At 69.4% G+C, this 17,839-nt stretch carries 15 protein-coding genes; 4 read left to right on the forward strand and 11 right to left on the reverse strand.

Features of this window, described 5'->3' with window-relative positions; translation table 11 throughout:
• The 6 genes from AOM45_RS31520 to AOM45_RS31545 form a co-directional block, all read right to left on the reverse strand.
• On the reverse strand, positions 1-753 hold the full coding sequence (locus AOM45_RS31520) for an ABC transporter ATP-binding protein (protein ID WP_030471163.1): 753 nt from the start codon (positions 751-753) through the stop codon (positions 1-3).
• 119 nt (positions 754-872) lie between these two features.
• Positions 873-3,836, reverse strand: a complete 2,964-nt coding sequence (locus AOM45_RS31525; RefSeq protein ID WP_030471164.1) for a helix-turn-helix transcriptional regulator — start codon at positions 3,834-3,836, stop codon at positions 873-875.
• 11 nt (positions 3,837-3,847) lie between these two features.
• Complete coding sequence (locus AOM45_RS31530) at positions 3,848-4,003, reverse strand: hypothetical protein (RefSeq protein WP_156094188.1); 156 nt, start codon at positions 4,001-4,003, stop codon at positions 3,848-3,850.
• Between the two features lie 131 nt (positions 4,004-4,134).
• Positions 4,135-6,969 carry an AfsR/SARP family transcriptional regulator gene (locus AOM45_RS31535; RefSeq protein WP_030471166.1) on the reverse strand — a complete coding sequence of 945 codons (2,835 nt, stop codon included), beginning with the start codon at positions 6,967-6,969 and terminating at the stop codon, positions 4,135-4,137.
• 321 nt (positions 6,970-7,290) lie between these two features.
• Positions 7,291-7,473: a DUF397 domain-containing protein gene (locus tag AOM45_RS31540; RefSeq protein ID WP_236703896.1), complete on the reverse strand. Its 183-nt coding sequence runs from the start codon at positions 7,471-7,473 to the stop codon at positions 7,291-7,293.
• Positions 7,474-7,505: 32 nt separating this feature from the next.
• The gene (locus AOM45_RS31545) at positions 7,506-8,354 is read right to left on the reverse strand and encodes a helix-turn-helix domain-containing protein (protein WP_030471168.1); all 849 of its coding nucleotides are present in this window, start codon (positions 8,352-8,354) and stop codon (positions 7,506-7,508) included.
• Between the two features lie 147 nt (positions 8,355-8,501).
• Here AOM45_RS31545 and AOM45_RS31550 point away from each other — a divergent pair, with 147 nt between their 5' ends.
• Together AOM45_RS31550 and AOM45_RS31555 are read left to right on the forward strand one after the other, a co-directional pair.
• Positions 8,502-8,819: a hypothetical protein gene (locus AOM45_RS31550; protein WP_030471169.1), complete on the forward strand. Its 318-nt coding sequence runs from the start codon at positions 8,502-8,504 to the stop codon at positions 8,817-8,819.
• 429 nt (positions 8,820-9,248) lie between these two features.
• A complete protein-coding gene (locus tag AOM45_RS31555; protein ID WP_030471170.1) occupies positions 9,249-11,462 on the forward strand; it encodes a SulP family inorganic anion transporter in 2,214 nt (737 codons plus the stop codon).
• 66 nt (positions 11,463-11,528) lie between these two features.
• On the opposite strand, the gene dacB is transcribed toward AOM45_RS31555, so the two are convergent.
• Positions 11,529-13,076 (reverse strand): D-alanyl-D-alanine carboxypeptidase/D-alanyl-D-alanine endopeptidase, encoded by a 1,548-nt coding sequence (gene dacB, locus AOM45_RS31560; RefSeq protein ID WP_081902513.1) that lies wholly within the window; start codon positions 13,074-13,076, stop codon positions 11,529-11,531.
• Complete coding sequence (gene gnd, locus AOM45_RS31565) at positions 13,073-14,503, reverse strand: NADP-dependent phosphogluconate dehydrogenase (RefSeq protein ID WP_030471172.1); 1,431 nt, start codon at positions 14,501-14,503, stop codon at positions 13,073-13,075. Before gnd ends, dacB begins: the two co-directional genes overlap by 4 nt.
• A 121-nt stretch (positions 14,504-14,624) precedes the next feature.
• On the opposite strand from gnd, the gene AOM45_RS31570 reads away from it, so the two are divergent.
• Positions 14,625-14,927 carry a DUF2218 domain-containing protein gene (locus AOM45_RS31570; RefSeq protein ID WP_030471173.1) on the forward strand — a complete coding sequence of 101 codons (303 nt, stop codon included), beginning with the start codon at positions 14,625-14,627 and terminating at the stop codon, positions 14,925-14,927.
• Here the strand turns inward: AOM45_RS31570 and AOM45_RS31575 are convergent.
• Positions 14,910-15,503: a LysE family translocator gene (locus AOM45_RS31575; RefSeq protein WP_030471174.1), complete on the reverse strand. Its 594-nt coding sequence runs from the start codon at positions 15,501-15,503 to the stop codon at positions 14,910-14,912. The genes AOM45_RS31570 and AOM45_RS31575 overlap by 18 nt on opposite strands.
• 59 nt (positions 15,504-15,562) lie before the next feature.
• Here AOM45_RS31575 and AOM45_RS31580 point away from each other — a divergent pair, with 59 nt between their 5' ends.
• Entirely contained in the window at positions 15,563-16,069 is a 507-nt protein-coding gene (locus AOM45_RS31580) for an Lrp/AsnC family transcriptional regulator (RefSeq protein ID WP_030471175.1), read from the forward strand.
• A gap of 3 nt (positions 16,070-16,072) precedes the next feature.
• Here the strand turns inward: AOM45_RS31580 and AOM45_RS31585 are convergent, their stop codons facing one another.
• A complete protein-coding gene (locus tag AOM45_RS31585) occupies positions 16,073-16,999 on the reverse strand; it encodes a nucleotidyl transferase AbiEii/AbiGii toxin family protein (RefSeq protein WP_030471176.1) in 927 nt (308 codons plus the stop codon).
• Positions 16,996-17,805, reverse strand: a complete 810-nt coding sequence (locus AOM45_RS31590; protein WP_063757143.1) for a type IV toxin-antitoxin system AbiEi family antitoxin domain-containing protein — start codon at positions 17,803-17,805, stop codon at positions 16,996-16,998. Before AOM45_RS31590 ends, AOM45_RS31585 begins: the two co-directional genes overlap by 4 nt.
• Between the last annotated feature and the right edge of the window lie 34 nt (positions 17,806-17,839).

Below are 17,839 nucleotides of genomic sequence, written 5' to 3' on the forward strand. Positions count from 1 at the left end.
TCACGCCCCCAGGTGCGTGAGGGCGTTGACGACGGACTCGGTGGTGGGCTGGAGGATCTCGCCCGCGAGCCGGCCGTCGGCGAGCAGCACCACGCGGTCCGCGTAGCTCGCGGCCACCGGGTCGTGCGTCACCATGATCACGGTCTGGCCCAGCTTGCGGACCGACATGCGCAGGAAGTCGAGGACCTCGGCACCGCTGCGGGAGTCCAGGTTGCCGGTCGGCTCGTCGGCGAAGATGACCTCGGGACGTGCGACGAGCGCACGGGCACAGGCCACGCGCTGCTGCTGGCCACCGGACAGCTCCGTCGGGCGGTGGGTGAGGCGGTCGCGCAGGCCGAGCACGTTGACGATCGTGTCGAACCACTGCTTGTCGGGCTTGCGACCGGCGAGCTCCAGGCCCAGCAGGATGTTCTGCTCGGCGGTCAGCGTCGGCAGCAGGTTGAAGGCCTGGAACACGAAGCCGACGCGGTCGCGGCGCAGCTTGGTCAGGTCCTTGTCGTTGAGCTTGGTGATCTCGGTCTGTCCGATGTGGATCGCGCCGCTGTCCACGGTGTCCAGTCCCGCGAGGCAGTGCATCAGCGTGGACTTGCCGGAGCCGGACGGGCCCATGATCGCGGTGAACTTCCCCGCCTGGAACGCGACGTTGATGCCGTCGAGCGCCCGCACCGCGGTGTCACCCTTGCCGTAGACCTTCACCAGGTTGTGGGCCGCCGCGGCGGTCCGGGTGCCGACCTCGGACACCAGTGCAGACATGTCGCTTGCCTTCCTCACAGGGGATGTTCCTCGATGAGGAAGAAGCTATGAGGAGGCTGAGTACGCGGACATCAACTCGGCGACGCGTTGCGCATCAGCCTGAGGTATGACAACCAGCGCTATTCCAGCAGACCCCGGTCGTACGCGATCGCCACGGCCTCCGCGCGCCGCGACGCCCCCAGCTTGGCCATGATCCGGGAAAGGTGCACGGACACGGTCTTCTCGCTGATGTACAGCTCCTCGCCGACCTCGCGGTTCGTCCGGCCGGACGCGACCAGCGCCAGCACGTCACGTTCGCGCGGGGTGAAGAGGTCGATCTGCTCCCGCACCGGCTCGTCGGCCCTGAGGGTGATCCGGGCCCGCTTGGCGCACGACGCGACGACCTCCTGCAACGGTGCGGCCTTCAGCCTGGTGGCCACCTCGTCGGCCAGGCGCAGCTGCTCGACGGCGGAGTCCCGGCGGTCCGCCCCGAGCAACGCCTCCGCGAGCCGCCACCGGCACACGGCCTGTTCGAAGACGAGCCCGTACGCGAACCCGTCGACGGCGGCCTGCCAGAGCTCGGGATCGCCGGGGCCGGTCAGCCTCGACTCCTCCGCCATCGCGCGGGCCAGCCACGCCCTGCCCTCCGGTCCGAGGGAACCGGTGCGCGGAACGCCGTGCTTCGCCGTCAGCCTCACGTGCTCCGCCAGCTTGCGGCCGCCCTCGACGGCCTGCTTCTCCGCCTCGGCGTCGCGCTTGCGCCGGGCCTTGGCCGCGATGTCGGCGTAGCCGGTGATGCCGATCGCGCCGATCCGGATGTCCGCGAGCGCCCACGGCCCGCCCAGCTTGCGGGTCCACTCCAGAGCGTCGGCCACGCGTTCGACGGCGAGCTCGGGACGGCCGCGCCACAACGCGAGCTCACCACCCGTGCCGCCGGTGATCAGGGCGATCTGGATGTCGCGGTGCCAGTCCTTGCGCAGCTCGGTGATCATCCGCTCGGACTCGGCCAGGTCGCCGCGCGAGACCCGGAGGTGCGTCGCGGCGGCCGCCAGGCGCGCGAGGACCGTGGAGGAGACGGACATGCCGGGCGGTTCGCTCGCCCAGGCCGCGTAGTCCCAGTCGCCGACGTAGTAGTGCACGAGGACCTGCAGGATCCGGATCTCCAGGCCGAACATGCTCCACGTCAGGCCGGTCTCCTGAGCGCGCTCCCCCGCCTCGTTGTAGACGCGGGCGGCCTCGGCGAGCTGGCCCGAGTCGTAGTACATCAGGCCGAAGTAGTACCGGGCGCGCAGCTCCGTGTTGACCGCGCCGACCCCGCGGGCGATCTCGATCGCCCGCTCGAAGTTGATCCGCGCTTCCTCGTGCCGGTCCACGTAGTCGTCGAGGAGACCGAGCGTGCCGAGTGCGTCCGCCACGGCACCCACCGCGCCCACCTTCTCGCCGTCCGCGATGGCCTTCTCGGCGAACTCCCTGGCCTCGGTTCCGTTGCGCTGCTGGCGGAGGAGCGCCGCCATGCCGGCCAGCGTCCTGGCGCGGGTGGGGCTCGGGTCGCGGTCGCGCATCAGCTCCCACGCCCTGGTCATCACCTCGTGGTACTCCTCGTCGTTGCCGTCGACCGCCGACAACGCCTGAGCGAGCCGGAGCAGCACCTCCGCCTGGTCCTCCGGCGACTGCCCGTCGAGCGCCTTCACGGCACTGCGGCCGAAAGCGACGGCCCGCTCCGGTTGGCCGGCCGTCCCCGCGACCCACGACGCCCTGCGCAGCAGCACGGACTCGTCCACATCGGACGGACGATCCTCCGCAGGCACCGCGTTCCACAGGTTGAGCGCCTTTTCCAGGTGCTGCAACGACTCCGCGGGCGCACCCGCCCGTTCGGACTCCCGCGACGCCTTGATCGAGGCCGTGAGCGCCTGCGCGAGGTCGTGGCTCTGGAAGGCGTGGTGGGCCAGCGCGGCGGCGGCACCCCGTTCGTCGAGGTGCTGGGCGAGGTGGTGGGCGTAGGCGGTGTGCAGCCGCACGCGTTCGCCGGGCAGCAGGTCGCCGTAGACGGCCTCGCGGACGAGGGCGTGGCGGAAGATGTAGACCTCGTCGTCGTTCACGACGAGCAGGTGGTTCTGGACCAGCTCGCGCAACGCCGTGTCGAGTGCGATGTCCGTCATGCCGGCGACCTCGCGGAGGCGGTCGTGACGGACCCGGCGGCCCCTGACCGACGCGACGCGGATGACGTGCTGGGCTTCGGCGCTCAGCCGTTCGACGCGGCTCAGGAGCACGTCGGCGAGCGCGGACGGCAACGACCTGTCGTCGCACGTGGCCACCGCGATGAGCTCCTCGGCGAAGAACGCGTTGCCCTCGGACCGTTCCGCGACCTGCTGGACGACGTCCTCCGGCAGGTCGTCGGACAGCGCCTCGACGAACCTGCGGGCGTCGGCGGCGTTGAACGGCGACAGGTCCAGGCGGTCGACGGCGGGCAGCCGGACCAGCTCGGACAGCAAGGGGCGCAACGGATGGCTGCGGTGCAGGTCGTCCGCGCGGTAGGTGCCGACGACCAGCAGGCGCTGGGAACGCAGGCGGGACAACAGGAACGACAGCAGGTAGCGGGTCGACGCGTCCGCCCAGTGCAGGTCCTCGACGACCAGCAGCACGCGACGGCGTTCGGAGAGATCACCGAGCAGGCCGAGCACGGCGTCGAAGAGCTGGAGCTGACCGACGTCCTGCTCCGGCCGGCGCCCCGGGATGAGGCTCGGCGCGATCATGCCCTCGGTGCCGGGCTCGCGTTCGGCGGGCAACGCCAGCTGCGGCAGCAACATCGCGAGCGCGGGCCGGTTCGCGGTGTCCTTCAGCGAGCTGAGCGCCTCGGCGAACGGCAGGTACGGCAGCCCGGTCTCGCCCGCGTCCAGGCACCGTCCCATGAGGACGAGCGTGTCCTCGGCGCCCGCCGCGAGCTCGTCGACCAGCCGCGTCTTGCCCACGCCCGCGTCACCGGCGAGCAGCACCGCCCCCGCGGTGCCCTCCCCGGCCAGTGCCAACGCGGCGCGCAACCGGTCCAGCTCGCGATCGCGCGCGACCAACGGGATTCCGGAACCGAGACGCGCCACAAGGGGCATGCTCGCACAGGTCATGCCCCGACGCCGCTGTGTTTCCCAGAGGTGCGGTGGATCACGCGCCGGATCCAGGACGGCGAGCGGTCGTTCGACCGCTGCCAGTTGCACGCCGCGGCGCCGCGCCGGTACTCGATCTCCGCCTTGACTGCTTCAGGGGTCCATTCCGTCATGACCACGAGGTTCGTCCTGAGGCCGCACCTCAGGCATCGGACGATCACGCAGTCCTGCCCCCCCGAACCCCTTACCCAGTCGATGAACGGCGCATTTGTTCACCTGAGGTGGACAAATGCGCCGTTCATCTTCAGCCCACGGTCACCGCACGTGCCCTGGCCAGCCGGGCCCGGATGCCATCCGCCTCAGGCGCCCCCAGCTCGGTGAACAACGCCAGAGCACGCTGCCAGTGCGCCGCCGCCCCCGCCGCCCCGAGCCGGTCGAACACCGCGGCGAGCCGGTCGTGGGCCAGCGCCTGGTGGTACGGCGAGACCGCGTTGCACGCCACGGCCAGCGCCGTGCGTGCCGACGAGAGCGCGCCCTCGGTGTCGCCCGTCTCCAGCAACGCCGTGGAGATGTCCGTGTGGCAGGCCGCCTCGCCGCACTGCTCGCCCACCTCGTGGTACATCCGCAGGGCGACGCGCAGCCACGGCATCGCGTCGTCGAAGCGCTGGGTCGCGAGGTACAGCAGGCCCAGGTGGTGGTGGGCGTTGGCCTCGGTCCACTTCGAGCCGGCGATGCGCGAGATCTCCATGGCCTCGCGGTAGTGCTCCTCGGCCTCGGCGGCGCGGCCGAGGTCCTGCAGGAGGTCGGCGACGGTGGTCAGCGCGCGGGCCTGCTGGTGCACGTCTTCCTTGCGGCGGGCCGTTTCCAGGGCGCCGCGCTGGGCGTCGAGAGCTTCGTCGTACCGCCCGAACTGCAACAACGCCACGCCCAGGTTGAACTGCATGACGAACCGGGCGTCGTCGTCGTTCAGCGCGATCGCCGCCTGCAACGCGGCTTCGGTGATGCGCAACGAGGTCTCGCGCTCGGTCCGCAGCCACAGGTACCGCGACAGGGTGTACGGCAGCTGCCAGGCGTGGACGTGCCAGCCGGACGCCGAGGCGTGCTCGGTGGCGGCGATCAGGTTGGCGCGCTCGGCGTCGAACCACGCCATGGCGTCCGCGGCACCGGTCAGCGCCGGCACGTGCACGGGCCGGTGTTCGGGCGCGACCAGCACGCTGCCGCGGTTGATCGGCAGCATTCCGTCGGCCAGGTCCGAGCAGTGCAGGTAGAAGTCGAGCATCCGGCCGGTGGCGGCGCGGCGTTCCGGTTCGGACAGCTCACCCGCCAGCGTCTTGGTGTAGACGCGGACGATGTCGTGCGCCACGTATCGGCCGGGTTCGCTGACGGACAACAGGTTCGCGGCGGTCAACGCGTCCAGCGCGCGTTGGGCGTCCAGCAGCTCGACCTCGCCCATCGCCGCGACCACGTGCGGCGTCAGTTCGGGACCGGGGTGCAGCCCGACGATCGCCAGCAGCCGTGCAGGCACCGCGGGCAGCGCACGGCGGGACGCGTCCAGAGCCGCCCGCACGGTGCCCTCACCGTCCTCCAGACCGAGCGCGGCCAGGCGGCCCTGCTCGTCCTGCAGCTCCTCGACGAGCTCGGCCACGCGCAGCTTGGGGGACACGGCGAGACGGGCCGCGGCGATGCGCAACGCGAGCGGCAGCCCGTCGCACAGCTCGGCCAGCTCGCGCAACGCACCCGCCTCGATGTCCGACCGGCCCGCGATCCGGCCCAGCACGTCGACGGCGGCGTCCGGGTCGAGCATGTCGAGCTCGACCAGCTTCGCCTCGACCTGCGCCACGAGCCCGACGAGCCGGCGCCGGGAGGTCACCACGACGCACGAGGGCGCGCCCGGCAGCAACGGCAGCAGGTCCGCGGAGCTGCGGACGTTGTCGAGCATCACGAGCATCCGGCGGTCGGCCAGGAGCGTGCGCAGCAACGCCGAACGTTCGTCCACCGAGACCGGCGAGTCGCTGGCCGGAACGCCCAGCGCGCGCAGGAACCGGTTGAGCACCTCACCGATCTCCAACGGTTCGCGGTTCGGGTCGTAGCCGTGCACGTCGACGTAGAGCTGGCCGTCGGGGAACTCCTCGCGGACCCGGTGGGCCCAGTGCAGGGCCAGCGCGGTCTTGCCGACACCGGCCGGACCGGTCACCAGCAGCACCGGGCCGTCGTGCCCGCGCAGCACGCCGTCCATGAACGCCAGCTCGGCGTCCCTGCCGACCAGCGCGACGGGTGCGCGCGGGAGCTGCGCAGGGATCGTGACCGGCGCCGGTTCCGGGGGTGAGGCCTGCGGCGGCACGCGCACCGGCGCGCGTTCGGGTTCGGGACTGACCCCGGCCAGCACGGCCTGGTGGACGCGGCGCAGTTCGGGACCCGGCTCGACGCCGAGCTCGTCGATCAGCACGCGGCGGGCCTCGCGGTAGGCGGCCAGCGCCTCCGCCTGCCGTCCCGCCTGGACCAGTGCGCGCATCAGCAGGCCGTGGCCGCGTTCGCGCAACGGGTGCTCGACGACCATCGAGCTCAGCTGCGAGACCAGTTCCGGGCCCTGCCCGATCGCGAGTCCCAGCTCGGCGCGTTCCTCCAGCACCGCGAGACGGCGTTCCACGAGACGACCGCGTTCGACGTCGGCGAACAGGCCCGAGACGCTTCCCAGCGGTTCGGCGCGGAACAACGCCAGCGCGTCGTCCAGCTCGACCGCGGCTCCGGCGAGATCACCGGCGGCCCGCATGCGGTTCGCGAGCAGCACCTGACGTTCGAAGACGTCGAGATCGAGGGCGCCAGGTTCGACGCGCAGCAGGTAGCCGTCGCCCACCGACGTCAGCAGCTCGGCGGGAGCCCGGCGCGCGCGGCTCGGCTCCAGCGCCCTGCGCAGCCCGGCCACGTAGGTCTGGACGAGGTTCACCGCGCTCGACGGCACGTTGTCGCCCCAGACCGCCTCGATGATCTGGCCACGACTGACCGGGGTGTTGCGCGCCAACAGCAGCACCGCGAGGACGGCGCGCTGTTTCGCCGCACCGAGATCCACCTCTTGACCTGCGCGAACGACCCGGAGAAGGCCGAGAACCTCGAACCGCAGGGGTTCCTCGCCGTGCGTCACCGATCTGTCCTTCGCCTGGTGGCCACCTGGAGCTTGAAGATCACTTCAGTCGGGCTCCAGTCGTGCTGTAGAAGGCATTCTTACGCTTAGCGTGTCCAACCAACCACAGACGGCGAGATCAACGGAAACCGGAGATCGGACAGTCGGGAAAGATTGGACCGGACAGCGGATCACCCGCTGCTCCCCATGATCGACGTGGGTCGGCCGGCGTGCAAGGGGCATCCAGCCCGCGGCGGCGGAACGCCGGCCGGCCCACGTCCCCCATGCGCAAGAAGGCCCAGACTGGATGATCCAGCCTGGGCCTTCCGCTGTGTCTGTCAATCAGCTGACAAAAGAGCCGGTCTTCGCCGCGGCGAGGAAGGTCTCCCACCCGGCGTCGCCGAACCTCAGCCGCGCTCCGTCCGCGTTCTTGCTGTCACGGACAGCCGCACCTGCCGGCACGAGCGCGATCTCCACGCACTCGGGCCCGCCGGCGGACGAACGGCTGCTCTTGCGCCAACGCAAGCTTTCCACTGTCTGTTCACTCCCGGTCGCAGTCACGCGAGAGTGCGAGCGATCTCTGTGATCAGGGTTGCCGATTCCCCGGAGTTCAGGGCGGACTTCACCAACCGCTCGAACATCTCGGCGTACCAATGGACGTCAGACTGTTGTTCCAGATAGACGCCACTTCTAGTGCTTTCGATGTAGACCACGTCGGAGTCGAGCTGCTCAGGGAAGCTCAGGATGACGAACGGGCCGTCCATCGCAGCATGACCACCGGCGCTGAACGGCACGACCTGCATCGTGACGTTCGGCATTGCACCGACTTCGAGAAGACGCGCCATCTGGGAGCGCATCACCCCGGTGCCGCCGACGAGCCTGCGCAGGGCTGCCTCGTCGATCACGACGTGCAGGCGCAACGGGTCGTCCTCGCTCAACAAGGCCTGCCGTGCCTTGCGCAACCGGACTCGCCGGTCTATCTCCGCGGTGCTCGCGTCCGGCAGCACCTGGGAGATCAACGCCCTCGTGTACGCCTCGCACTGCAGCAGGCCGGGGATCATCAGCCCCTGATAGGTCCTGATCGAGTCCGCGTCGGCCTCGTACCCCACGTAACGACCGGGCACGATGTCGCCGAACTCGTCCCACCACGCCTTGCGGCGGGCTTCCCTGGCCAGCTGGACCAGTTCGTCGAGGGTGGAGGAGTCCGCACCGTAGGCGGCGAGCATGTCCCGCACGTCACGCGGGCTCACCCCCACGCGCCCGGTCTCGATGCGGCTGATCTTGGAAGCGGAGCACTCCAGACGCTCCCCGACCTCCTCGATCGTCAGCTCGGCCGCTTCGCGCAGGCGCCGGAGCTCGCTCACGAGCCGCCGCTTGCGCAGGGTCGGGCTGCTACCCCGTGCCATCCACACCTCCTGGTCGCTCTCAGTTTGAGAGCAAACCAGCGAGCCGCAAAGGGACGTCATCCATTCGTGTACTGCAACTTGCAGTTCTCATGTGGCGCGCGCCAGGCTGCATGGGTTGCTCACGCAAGGACTGGAGCTCTGAGCCTGATGGCCGTCACGGTGTTCAGCCAACTGGACAAGTCGCTGCACTCCCACTTGGCCACGCTCACCGATCTGGCCCAGCGCGGTGACGACCAGACCGCCCTCGTGCTCGCCAGGGTTGAGCTCCCGAGGGTGGTCGCGGTGGTCAAGGCGTTGCTGGACGAGCACCAGCCCGATGAGCACGGCCGGTGCGCGACCTGCAAGCGCGGCTGGTTCTCCAGGAGGTTGCCCGCACCGTGCCGTGCCTACCTCTCGGCGCAGCTGATCCTGACCGTGGTCGGCCAGGAGACTTCACACGGCAAGCACCTGCGCTCGGTAGGCTGAATTTCGAAACTCGATAGTTCTTCGGGACTGTCGCGACCTGGGCCGGCTCCGCACCCCCCGACCGGAGCCGGCCCTTCTTCGTGCCCGCCTCGCGGCACCGGCCCTGCGGTGCACCCGTCCGACCGACGGCCGCGGCACCGGGTCATCACCTCGCGTAACCTCCGCGGCCAAGATCAACACGGTTGGCTGAAAGATCTGTCACAGCACCGATTCCGCCGTCATCATGGTGGCGACGCGGCCTGATCACGACCCTCGATGCCTGTGCCGACACGGAGGTGTTCCCGTGCCGACCCCGCATGACCGCGCCGACGCGCTCGATGCCGTCCGGCCGCGCCGTCTGCTGCCCTTAGGGCGTCCCTAGCGAATCCCCTTCCCCTCGCTCTGTGCTGCGCGCACAGGGCCATGCCGTCATTCCAGGAGAGGAACCCGATGAACCACCTGCAGAGGTCCAACGCCGGCGAGCACACCCCGCACGGCCCACCGCTGGTCCTCAGGCACGACCTGCCCGCGAGCTTCGTGCTGTTCCTCATCTCGATCCCGATGTCGCTCGGCATCGCGCACGCGACGGGCGCACCGCTGATGGCGGGGATCATCTCGGCCGTCGTCGGTGGCGTGGTCGTCGGCGCGATCAGCGGAGCGCCGTTGCAGATCAGCGGGCCCGGAACCGGGCTCGTGGTGATCGTGGCCGGGCTGGTGGCCCAGTTCGGGTGGCCGGCGACCGCGGCGATCACGCTGGCCGCCGGAGTGCTCCAGCTCGCGTTGGGGCTGACCGGGATCAGCCGTCTGGTGATGTCCCTGTCCCCCGCCGTGGTGCACGGGATGCTCGCGGGCATCGGCATCTCCATCGCCGTCGGGCAGCTCGTCGTGGTGCTGGGCGGCACGGCAGCGTCGTCCGTGCCCGCGAACCTCGCCCTGCTGCCGGGAGTGCTGGCGAGCTCGCACGTCGGGTCGCTGGTGACCGGTGCGGTCGCGATCGCGGCTTTGCTGCTGTGGCCCCGGGTTCCGCGGGCGTCGCTCGTTCCCGCGCCGCTCGTCGCCGTCGCCGCCGCGACCGGGCTGGCGTTCGTGCTGCACCTCGACGTGGCTCGGGTCGACCTGCCGGACAGCCACGCGCTCGTGTTCCCGGAGATGCCCCGGGGCAGCGTCGGGACGGTGGTCACGGCGATCGTCACCGTCGCGCTGGTGGCGAGCATGGAGTCGTTGCTGTCGGCGGTCGCGACGGACCGGTTGCACGACGGGCCGCGGGCCAGGCTGGACAAGGAGCTCATCGCGCAGGGCACGGGCAACGTGCTCGCGAGTGCGCTGGGAGGGTTCCCGATCAGCGGTGGTCTCGCGCGCAGCTCCACGAACGTCGCGGCGGGCGCGAAGACCCGGTACGCCGCCGTCTTCCAGGGCGTGTGGATCGCGGTCGCGGTGCTGGCGTTCGCCCCCGCCCTGGAGCTGATCCCGCTGGCGGCGCTGGCAGGTGTGCTTCTCGTCGTCGGGCTCAAGCTCGTGTCGATCGCGCGCATGCGGACGTTGTGGAAGCACGGCGAGTTCTCGGTGTACGCGGCGACCGCGCTCGGCGTCGTCCTTTTCGGACTGCTCGAAGGTGTCGTCGCCGGGCTCGCCATCGCGCTGCTGCGCGCGTTGTACCGGTTGACGCACTGTTCGGTGCGTGTCGAGGGCAACCGTGTGTGCGTGCGCGGATCGTTGGTATTCCTCGGGGTCGGCCGGCTCGTGCGCGAGCTGCGCAGGTTGCCGCTCGGCCAGACCGTGGTGCTGGAGCTGCACATCGACTACCTCGACCACGCGTCGTACGAGGCGATCAACGACTGGCGCGAGGGCTACGAACGACTCGGTGGCCACGTGCAGGTCGACGAGGTGCACGACACGTGGTACGACCGCGCGAACCGCGGCAAACCGGGACGCCGCAAGACGTTGCCGGGCCCGCTGCCCCGCTGGTTCGCGCCGTGGTCGCACTGGCAGGGCACGCCGGACGCGGTGACGCTGCCCGCGCAACGGTCCTCCGCCGAGAGCGATCCCATGCTCCTGGGCATGCACGAGTTCGAACGGCGCTCGGCACCGCTGGTGCGGCCGTTCCTGCACGAGCTGGCGGTGCGCGGGCAGCGGCCGCAGCAGCTCTTCATCACCTGCGCCGACTCCCGCGTGGTGCCGAACCTGATCACCACGTCGGGACCGGGTGACCTGTTCTGCGTGCGCAACATCGGGAACCTGGTGCCGATGTCGTCGGCCGACGACAGGTCGGTCGGCGCGGCGATCGAGTTCGCGGTGGAGGTGCTCAACGTCGGTTCGATCGTCGTGTGTGGACACTCCGACTGCGGCGCGATGAAGGCGCTGGTGAACGGATCCGCCTCGCGCGGCTCGCACCTGCACTCGTGGCTGCGCAACGCGGAACCGTCGCTGATCCGGTTCCACGCGCCGATGTCGCACGGCTGCGCGGACCTGCCGGTGGCCGACCGGCTCGCCGTCGCGAACGTGGCGCAGCAGCTGGACAACCTGCTCGGCTACCCGAGCGTGCGGGAGGCGATCGCCGCGGGCACGCTGACGTTGAAGGGCATGTACTTCGACATCTCGAACGCCCGCGTCTACCTCGTCGACCCGGACCGCAACGGCCTGGAACCCGTGCCCTCCCCGGCCTGAAAGTGATGAAGGGCGCCTTCATCCACCTGACGTGGATGAAGGCGCCCTTCATCGCAAAAACGGCGACTAGCAGGTGCCGATCCACGAGCACTCGACGTCGAAGCGCTCCTTGGCCGGAACCTTGGTGCGCTCCTGCGCCGGAGCCTTGCGCTGCTGCGGAACCGACTCGACCTTCGACTGGGTCTGCGGCGTGGCCACCTGGGTACCGCCTTCGGACGCGAGCCGCACGGCGACCTTGTCCTCGACGGTCTTGGGGCTGAACCACAGCACCAGGTTGTTCTGCACGATCGAGAACACCAGCTGCCTGCCGTTCTGCGTCGTGACGTAGCCGGACAGCGCAGAGACGCCGGACATCGAGCCCGTCTTGGCCTGCACGTTGCCCTCGGCCTTCGTGCCCTTCATCCGGTTGACCAGCGTGCCGTCGCGGCCCGCCACCGGCAGCGACGACGACCAGGTGCTGAACCAGGGCTTCGTCTTCGCCTTGATCAGCACCGAAGTCAGGTCGTCCGGCGAGATCTCGTCCATCCTGGACATGCCGGAACCGTCGAAGATCTCGACCCAGTTCGGGTCGATGCCGAGACCAGCCCACTTGCGGCTGAGCTGGTTGACGCCGTTGGAGAACGAGCCACCAGCGGACTTCACCAGCACCTCGGCCAGCATGTTGTTGCTGTTCTTGAGCAACGGGTTGACCAGCTGACCCAGCGTCATGGACTGGTCGGACGCGAGGACCGCGGCACCCTGCGGCGCCTGGCCCCTGCGCACTCCACCCTGGACCTGGATCCCGTTCTGCGCCAACGCCTTCTGGAACACCGACCCGACGAGTCCGGTCGGGTCCTTGACGGAGGCGAGCGCCGTCGTCTCGGCCGACGTCGAACCGCTGACCCTGATCACGTTCGTGCCGTGCTCGCGCTCGATCGACACACCACCGTCGCCGGTGGTCGCGGTGCTCACGATCTGCACCTGGTCGTTCGCGGGCTCGACGCTCACCTGAACCGGAGCGCCCGTCGAGGCACCCGGCTTCACGCGCACGACCACCGTGCCGGCGCTGAACTTCGCGTCCGGCGACAGCGTCAGCGCCGAGGTTTCCGCGCTGTACGAGAACGGCTCGTCGTCCCACGCCCAGCCCAGGCCGTACGGCTGGGAGTCGAACGCCGTGTCGTCCAGCACGAGCGCGCCGCTGACCGACGTGACACCACTGGCCTTCAACGTGTCCGCGAGCGCCTTGTACCGCGTCGCGGACATCGTCGGGTCGCCGGTGCCGCGCAGGACGAGGTCGCCGTTCAGGGTCGCACCGTTCTTGCTGCCCGAGGACTGCAGCTCGGTCTTCCACCGGTAGTCCGGCCCGAGCAGGTCGAGCGCGGCCGTGGTGGTGAGCACCTTCAGGTTCGATCCGACCTGTGAGCGCCTACCGCCCGATCGCGTGTAGACGACCTCACCGGTGTTGGCGTCGCGCACGGTGATTCCGACGTCGGCGCCCTTGAGCCCGGGGTCGGCGAGGATCGCGTCGAGGTCGCGGGTCAGCGCCTCGTTGTCGACCGCCACCGCGCCGCCGCTGGACGTCAGGGTCAACCCTGTTGCCGCAGCGACGACTGCCCCCAGCAAACGAAATTTCACGCATCCACCTCAGTCCGGTCGCCTGACCACAACGTGTGGAAGCTACCGGGGCGATCAACGCGGCGATAAGTGTGGGCACCGAAGAAGTCCCGCTGTCCCTGGACGAGCGCCGCAGGCAGACGTTCCGACCGAAGTCCGTCGTAGTAGGCCAAAGCGGACACGAAGCCAGGAGTCGGCACGCCGGATTCGACCGCTCGGACCACGACCCTGCGCCAAGCGGCCTCAGCGTTCTGCACGGCGTCGCGGAAGTAGTTGTCCACCAACAGAGACGCGAGGCTCGCGTTCGCGTCGTACGCCTCGCGGATGCGGTTGAGGAACTGCGCGCGGATGATGCAGCCACCGCGCCAGATCGTCGCCATCGCACCGAGATCGATGTCCCAGTCGAAGTTCTTCGACGCCTCGCGGATCATGTCGAAGCCCTGCGCGTACGCGACGACCTTCGACGCGTAGAGCGCCTGGCGCACGTCGTCGACGAGCCCGGCGTCCGGCTTGGCGACGACCTCGCTCGCACCGAACGCGTCGCGCACGGCCTTGCGCTGGTCGGTGTGGCCGCTCAGGCTGCGCGCGAACACGGCCTCGGCGATGCCGGTGACCGGGACGCCCAGTTCCAGCGCCTCCTGCACGGTCCAGCGGCCGGTGCCCTTCTGCTCCGCCGCGTCCTCGATGACCTGCACGAGCGGCGTGCCGTTCGCGTCGACGTGCTTGAGCACCTCGGCGGTGATCTCGACCAGGTACGACTCCAGGTCGCCCGAGTTCCACTGCGTGAACACGTCGGAGATCTCGGCGGGCGCCATGCCGCCGACGCGGGTCAGCAGGTCGAACGCCTCGGCGATGAGCTGCATGTCGGCGTACTCGATGCCGTTGTGCACCATCTTCACGAAGTGCCCGGCACCGTCCGGCCCGACGTGCACGCAGCACGGCTGACCGTCCACCTTGGCGGCGATCTCCTCGAAGACGGGACCGACGTGCTTGTACGACTCGGCGGGGCCACCGGGCATGATGCTCGGGCCGTTGAGAGCGCCCTCCTCACCACCGGAGATGCCGGCGCCGACGAAGAGCAGGCCCTTCTCCTTGAGCGCGGCCTCACGCCGGCGCGTGTCGGCGTAGTGGGCGTTGCCGCCGTCGATGACCATGTCGCCGGGCTCCAGCAGCCCGCTCAGCTCGTCGATGACGGCGTCGGTCGGGCCACCGGCCTTGACCATGATGATGATCTGGCGCGGCGTCTGCAGGCTGTCGACCAGGTCCTGCAGCGTCTCGGCGCCGACGAAGTCGCCCTCGTGGCCGTGCTCGTCCAGCAGGGCCTTCATCTTCGCGGGCGTCCGGTTGTGCACGGCGACTTTGAAGCCGTGCCGCGCGAGGTTGCGCGCGAGGTTGCTGCCCATGGTGGCGAGACCGGTGACCGCGATACGTGCTTTGCCTTCCGTCATACGCGACAGCCTGCCGTGTTCTCCGTTTTTTCGCGAGATGTCACAGGGTGTTCTCAGACTCCGTTTTGCCAGGTGAACCGCGTCACGCCGCGATACGTATGGCAAGGCGTAAGTTGGCTTCATGACGGAATTCACGAGCGTGGGACGCTCGGCGACCGACCGTGCCTCCAGGTACGGATCACAGCTGGTGAAGCACTTCACGCACAAGGACCTCGAAGGGTCCTGGGAGGACTCTCGCGGGTTCGTGCGCTTCTCCGCCGGCCTGGCCGAGTTCGAAGCCACGGACGACGCTTTGGTAATGCGAGTCGTGTCTTCCTCGGAAGAGGACGTGGCACGTCTGCGCGACGTCGTGGAACGGCACCTGGTCCGGTTCGGAACCCGGGACGAGCTTTCCGTTTCCTGGGACTCAGGCGGCCAGGACTGACGCGGCCATCCCGATGAGAGCGGTCCCACACACCCGCTCGAACGTCGCGCGGATCTTGGGCTTGCTCAGCAGGGTGCCGAGCTGACGCGCGGACGGCACCACGATGACCCAGAACAGCGCGAAAACCCCGACCGTGACGGCGCTCAGCAGAGCGGCCTGGGGCAACGGCGCGCTGTTCGGGTCCATCGCCTGCGGGATGAGGCTCAGGAACGTCAGCATCACCTTGGGGTTCAACAGGTCGCACAGCAGGCCGCGCAGGAAGACGTTGCCCTTGCCCTGCCGGTGCTCGGTCGCCTTGTTCGCGGTCTTCAGGGTCATGAACCCGACGTAGGCGAGATACAGCGCGCCGATCACCTTGACCACGAGCAACGCCGTCGGCACCGCGGCGACGAGCGCGGAGAGCCCGAGGGTGGCGAGCGTGGCGTGGACGAGGAGCCCGGTGATCACACCGAGGGCAGCCTCGGTGCCTTTGCGCAGGCTGTGCACCGCGTTCCCCATGATCAGGACGAAATCGGGTCCCGGCACGATCATGATGATCAGGAGAGCGACCAGGAACGACGTCCACGCGATGTGCATGGCGCAGATCGTTGTGCTTCGTTCTGCTCTGTTCCAGCTGGTCAGTACGATGTTCGGTTATGCGCGAACAAGCCGAACTCGATTCGGTCGACTGGCACATCCTGGAGGAGTTGCAGAACGACGCGACGCTGCCGAACCGGGCGCTGGCGGAGATCGTCGGCCTGGCACCCTCCTCGTGCCTGCAACGGGTGCGGCGGCTGCGCGACCTCGGCGTCATCACGGGGTGCCACGCCGTCGTCGACCCGGCCACGACGGGCCTGCCGCTGGAGGCCGTGATCTCGGTGAACGTGCGGCCGCACACCAGGCCCGTGGTGGCGGCGTTTCGCGCGTTCGTGATGGCTCAGCCGGAGACGCGGTCGATCTTCCACGTGTCCGGGCAGGCCGATTTCCTGATCCACATCGCCGTTGCGGATTCCACGCACCTGCAGGCGTTCCTGATGGACAAGATCGCGTCACGGACGGAGGTGCGGAACCTGACCTCGTCGGTGGTGCTGGAGCGGGTGGAGACTCGGGCTCTGACGCCGCCGGCGAACCTGCGGCCTGCGCACCGGCGTCGCAAGGTCTGAGGATCACGCCCAGCGCAACTGGTCGAGCCGCCACGCTCCGTTCGGCGGGCTTGCCTGGAGCAGGGGCGTGATGAAGGCGTCGGCGAGAGGTGTGATGCCTTCGACGGTTCGGTGTTCGGCGGAGAGTTCGCTGGTCTTGGCCGCCACTGCTCGGTAGCCGGCCGTCCAGGAGGAGTCCGGCACGACGAACTCGGCCGGGAGGACCAGGTGCGCACCTGCCGCGGTGCGGCGGCGGACCTCCGCGTGCAGCGCCTGATGGGTGGTCGCACCGTCCAATGTGGAGTTGCACGCGATCAGCACGAGGTCGACGAGATCCTTGAACCGCGTGGACGGCATCAGCTGCGCGCGATGCCGTTCGTACATCGCTGCGATCTTGTCCGCGGTGTGGTCCTCGAGCGGCCACATCCGGATCTCGGGCCACGGACTCGAGTCGATGGCGAAGGGCGCGGCGAGCGGCTCGACGACGAGCCGTCCGACGGGGTGAAGTTCAGCGGCCACGACGTCGACGCTGACCACGGACAACTGGATCAGGCCGAACATGACCTTGAACCGCACCTTGCGAGATGGCCGGTTGGCCGCCGTTTCCCGGGACGTGTCGTGGTGGTCGAAGCGAAGGTGGTCGTCCAGTTCGGTCGACGCGGCCGCGAGCAACGCCTCGACAGCGCTGTCCACCGTCGCGTCCTCGCTCACCCGCAGGAGATCGACGTCGGTCGAGTACCTGGCCTTCGGCCAGCGGACCAGGAGCGCCTGACCTCCCTTGAGCACCCAGCCGTCCCGGTCCGAGTGGAACACACGCGCGAGCAGCCGCCGGTGGTAGTAGCGCTCGATGAGCTCACCGGTGGGGACTCCGGTGAGCTGGGAACTGTTGGCAGCGCGGCTTTTGAGCGAGCTCATGAACGCCTGCGGGCTGCGCGGCTGTTCCGAGGTCATGTCTCTTTCGCCGTTCGCATCAGGCGCTGCAGGACCTCGGGAGACATCTCCGCGAGCTGCCCCCACGTGACGTTCGTGTTCTTGAGCTCGGCCCGGGTGAGCCCTTGCAGCTGCCCTCCGGTGGTGGCCGGAGCAGGCCGGACCGCCAGGTCCTGGACGGACGTGCCGATCTGGGCGAGCAGCAGTTCCAGCAGCGCCACCCCGGTCGCAGGCTTGGCACCGTAGGACCTCGCGTGCGGCTGGATCCGTTCCGCCAGCACGTCGAGCTGGACCTGTCCCGCTTCGACGGCCTGCCGAATGATCGTCGCGACGTGACTGGCGTCCGTGTGCTGCCCGAGCAGGTCGTGGATCGTGCGCGCGGGAGTGGTGACCGGCAGGCCGTTGAGCACCACCACGTCGGCTTCTGCCAGCTCTCCCCTGCGCAGCCGCACGCCCGGATCGCGAGTGGTGCGTCTGCGGGGGGTGGTGATCTCCACCCGTGTGGCCACCAGGTCACCGAGGCCGTGCAGTCGTGCCGCGGATTCGTGAGAGACGACACCGCCGTCCGGGTCGAGCTTGGGCCGGGCCCACCCCGGGACCTCAGGCCGCAGGGCCAGCCACGCCGCCTGTTCGGGACGCGCGTCTGACGCCTCGGCCGATGTCAGCGCGTACACGCCACGACGTACCGGCTCCAGCAGACCAGCGGCTTTGAGGCGGTGCAGCGTGACGTCGTCGATCCCGCCTCGCAGAGCTTGCCGGGCGGTCACCATGCCCCATTGCCCGGCGGTGTACTCGCCGAGCAGCTCAAGAGCACGGACGGCTTCCATGCAGCAAATCCTACATCATGTTGCAGCGTTTCTT

It is taken from the genome of Lentzea aerocolonigenes (genome assembly GCF_000974445.1).
Lineage (GTDB): Bacteria > Actinomycetota > Actinomycetes > Mycobacteriales > Pseudonocardiaceae > Lentzea > Lentzea aerocolonigenes.

Excerpts from the sequence above, each read along its gene's own strand:
- AOM45_RS31520 (WP_030471163.1), bottom strand. The coding sequence starts at position 753 with ATGTCTGCACTGGTGTCCGAGGTCGGCACCCGGACCGCCGCGGCGGCC.
- AOM45_RS31525 (WP_030471164.1), bottom strand. The coding sequence starts at position 3,836 with ATGCCCCTTGTGGCGCGTCTCGGTTCCGGAATCCCGTTGGTCGCGCGC.
- AOM45_RS31530 (WP_156094188.1), bottom strand. The coding sequence starts at position 4,003 with ATGACGGAATGGACCCCTGAAGCAGTCAAGGCGGAGATCGAGTACCGG.
- AOM45_RS31545 (WP_030471168.1), bottom strand. The coding sequence starts at position 8,354 with ATGGCACGGGGTAGCAGCCCGACCCTGCGCAAGCGGCGGCTCGTGAGC.
- AOM45_RS31550 (WP_030471169.1), top strand. The coding sequence starts at position 8,502 with ATGGCCGTCACGGTGTTCAGCCAACTGGACAAGTCGCTGCACTCCCAC.
- AOM45_RS31555 (WP_030471170.1), top strand. The coding sequence starts at position 9,249 with ATGAACCACCTGCAGAGGTCCAACGCCGGCGAGCACACCCCGCACGGC.
- gnd (WP_030471172.1), bottom strand. The coding sequence starts at position 14,503 with ATGACGGAAGGCAAAGCACGTATCGCGGTCACCGGTCTCGCCACCATG.
- AOM45_RS31570 (WP_030471173.1), top strand. The coding sequence starts at position 14,625 with ATGACGGAATTCACGAGCGTGGGACGCTCGGCGACCGACCGTGCCTCC.
- AOM45_RS31575 (WP_030471174.1), bottom strand. The coding sequence starts at position 15,503 with ATGCACATCGCGTGGACGTCGTTCCTGGTCGCTCTCCTGATCATCATG.
- AOM45_RS31580 (WP_030471175.1), top strand. The coding sequence starts at position 15,563 with ATGCGCGAACAAGCCGAACTCGATTCGGTCGACTGGCACATCCTGGAG.
- AOM45_RS31585 (WP_030471176.1), bottom strand. The coding sequence starts at position 16,999 with ATGACCTCGGAACAGCCGCGCAGCCCGCAGGCGTTCATGAGCTCGCTC.
- AOM45_RS31590 (WP_063757143.1), bottom strand. The coding sequence starts at position 17,805 with ATGGAAGCCGTCCGTGCTCTTGAGCTGCTCGGCGAGTACACCGCCGGG.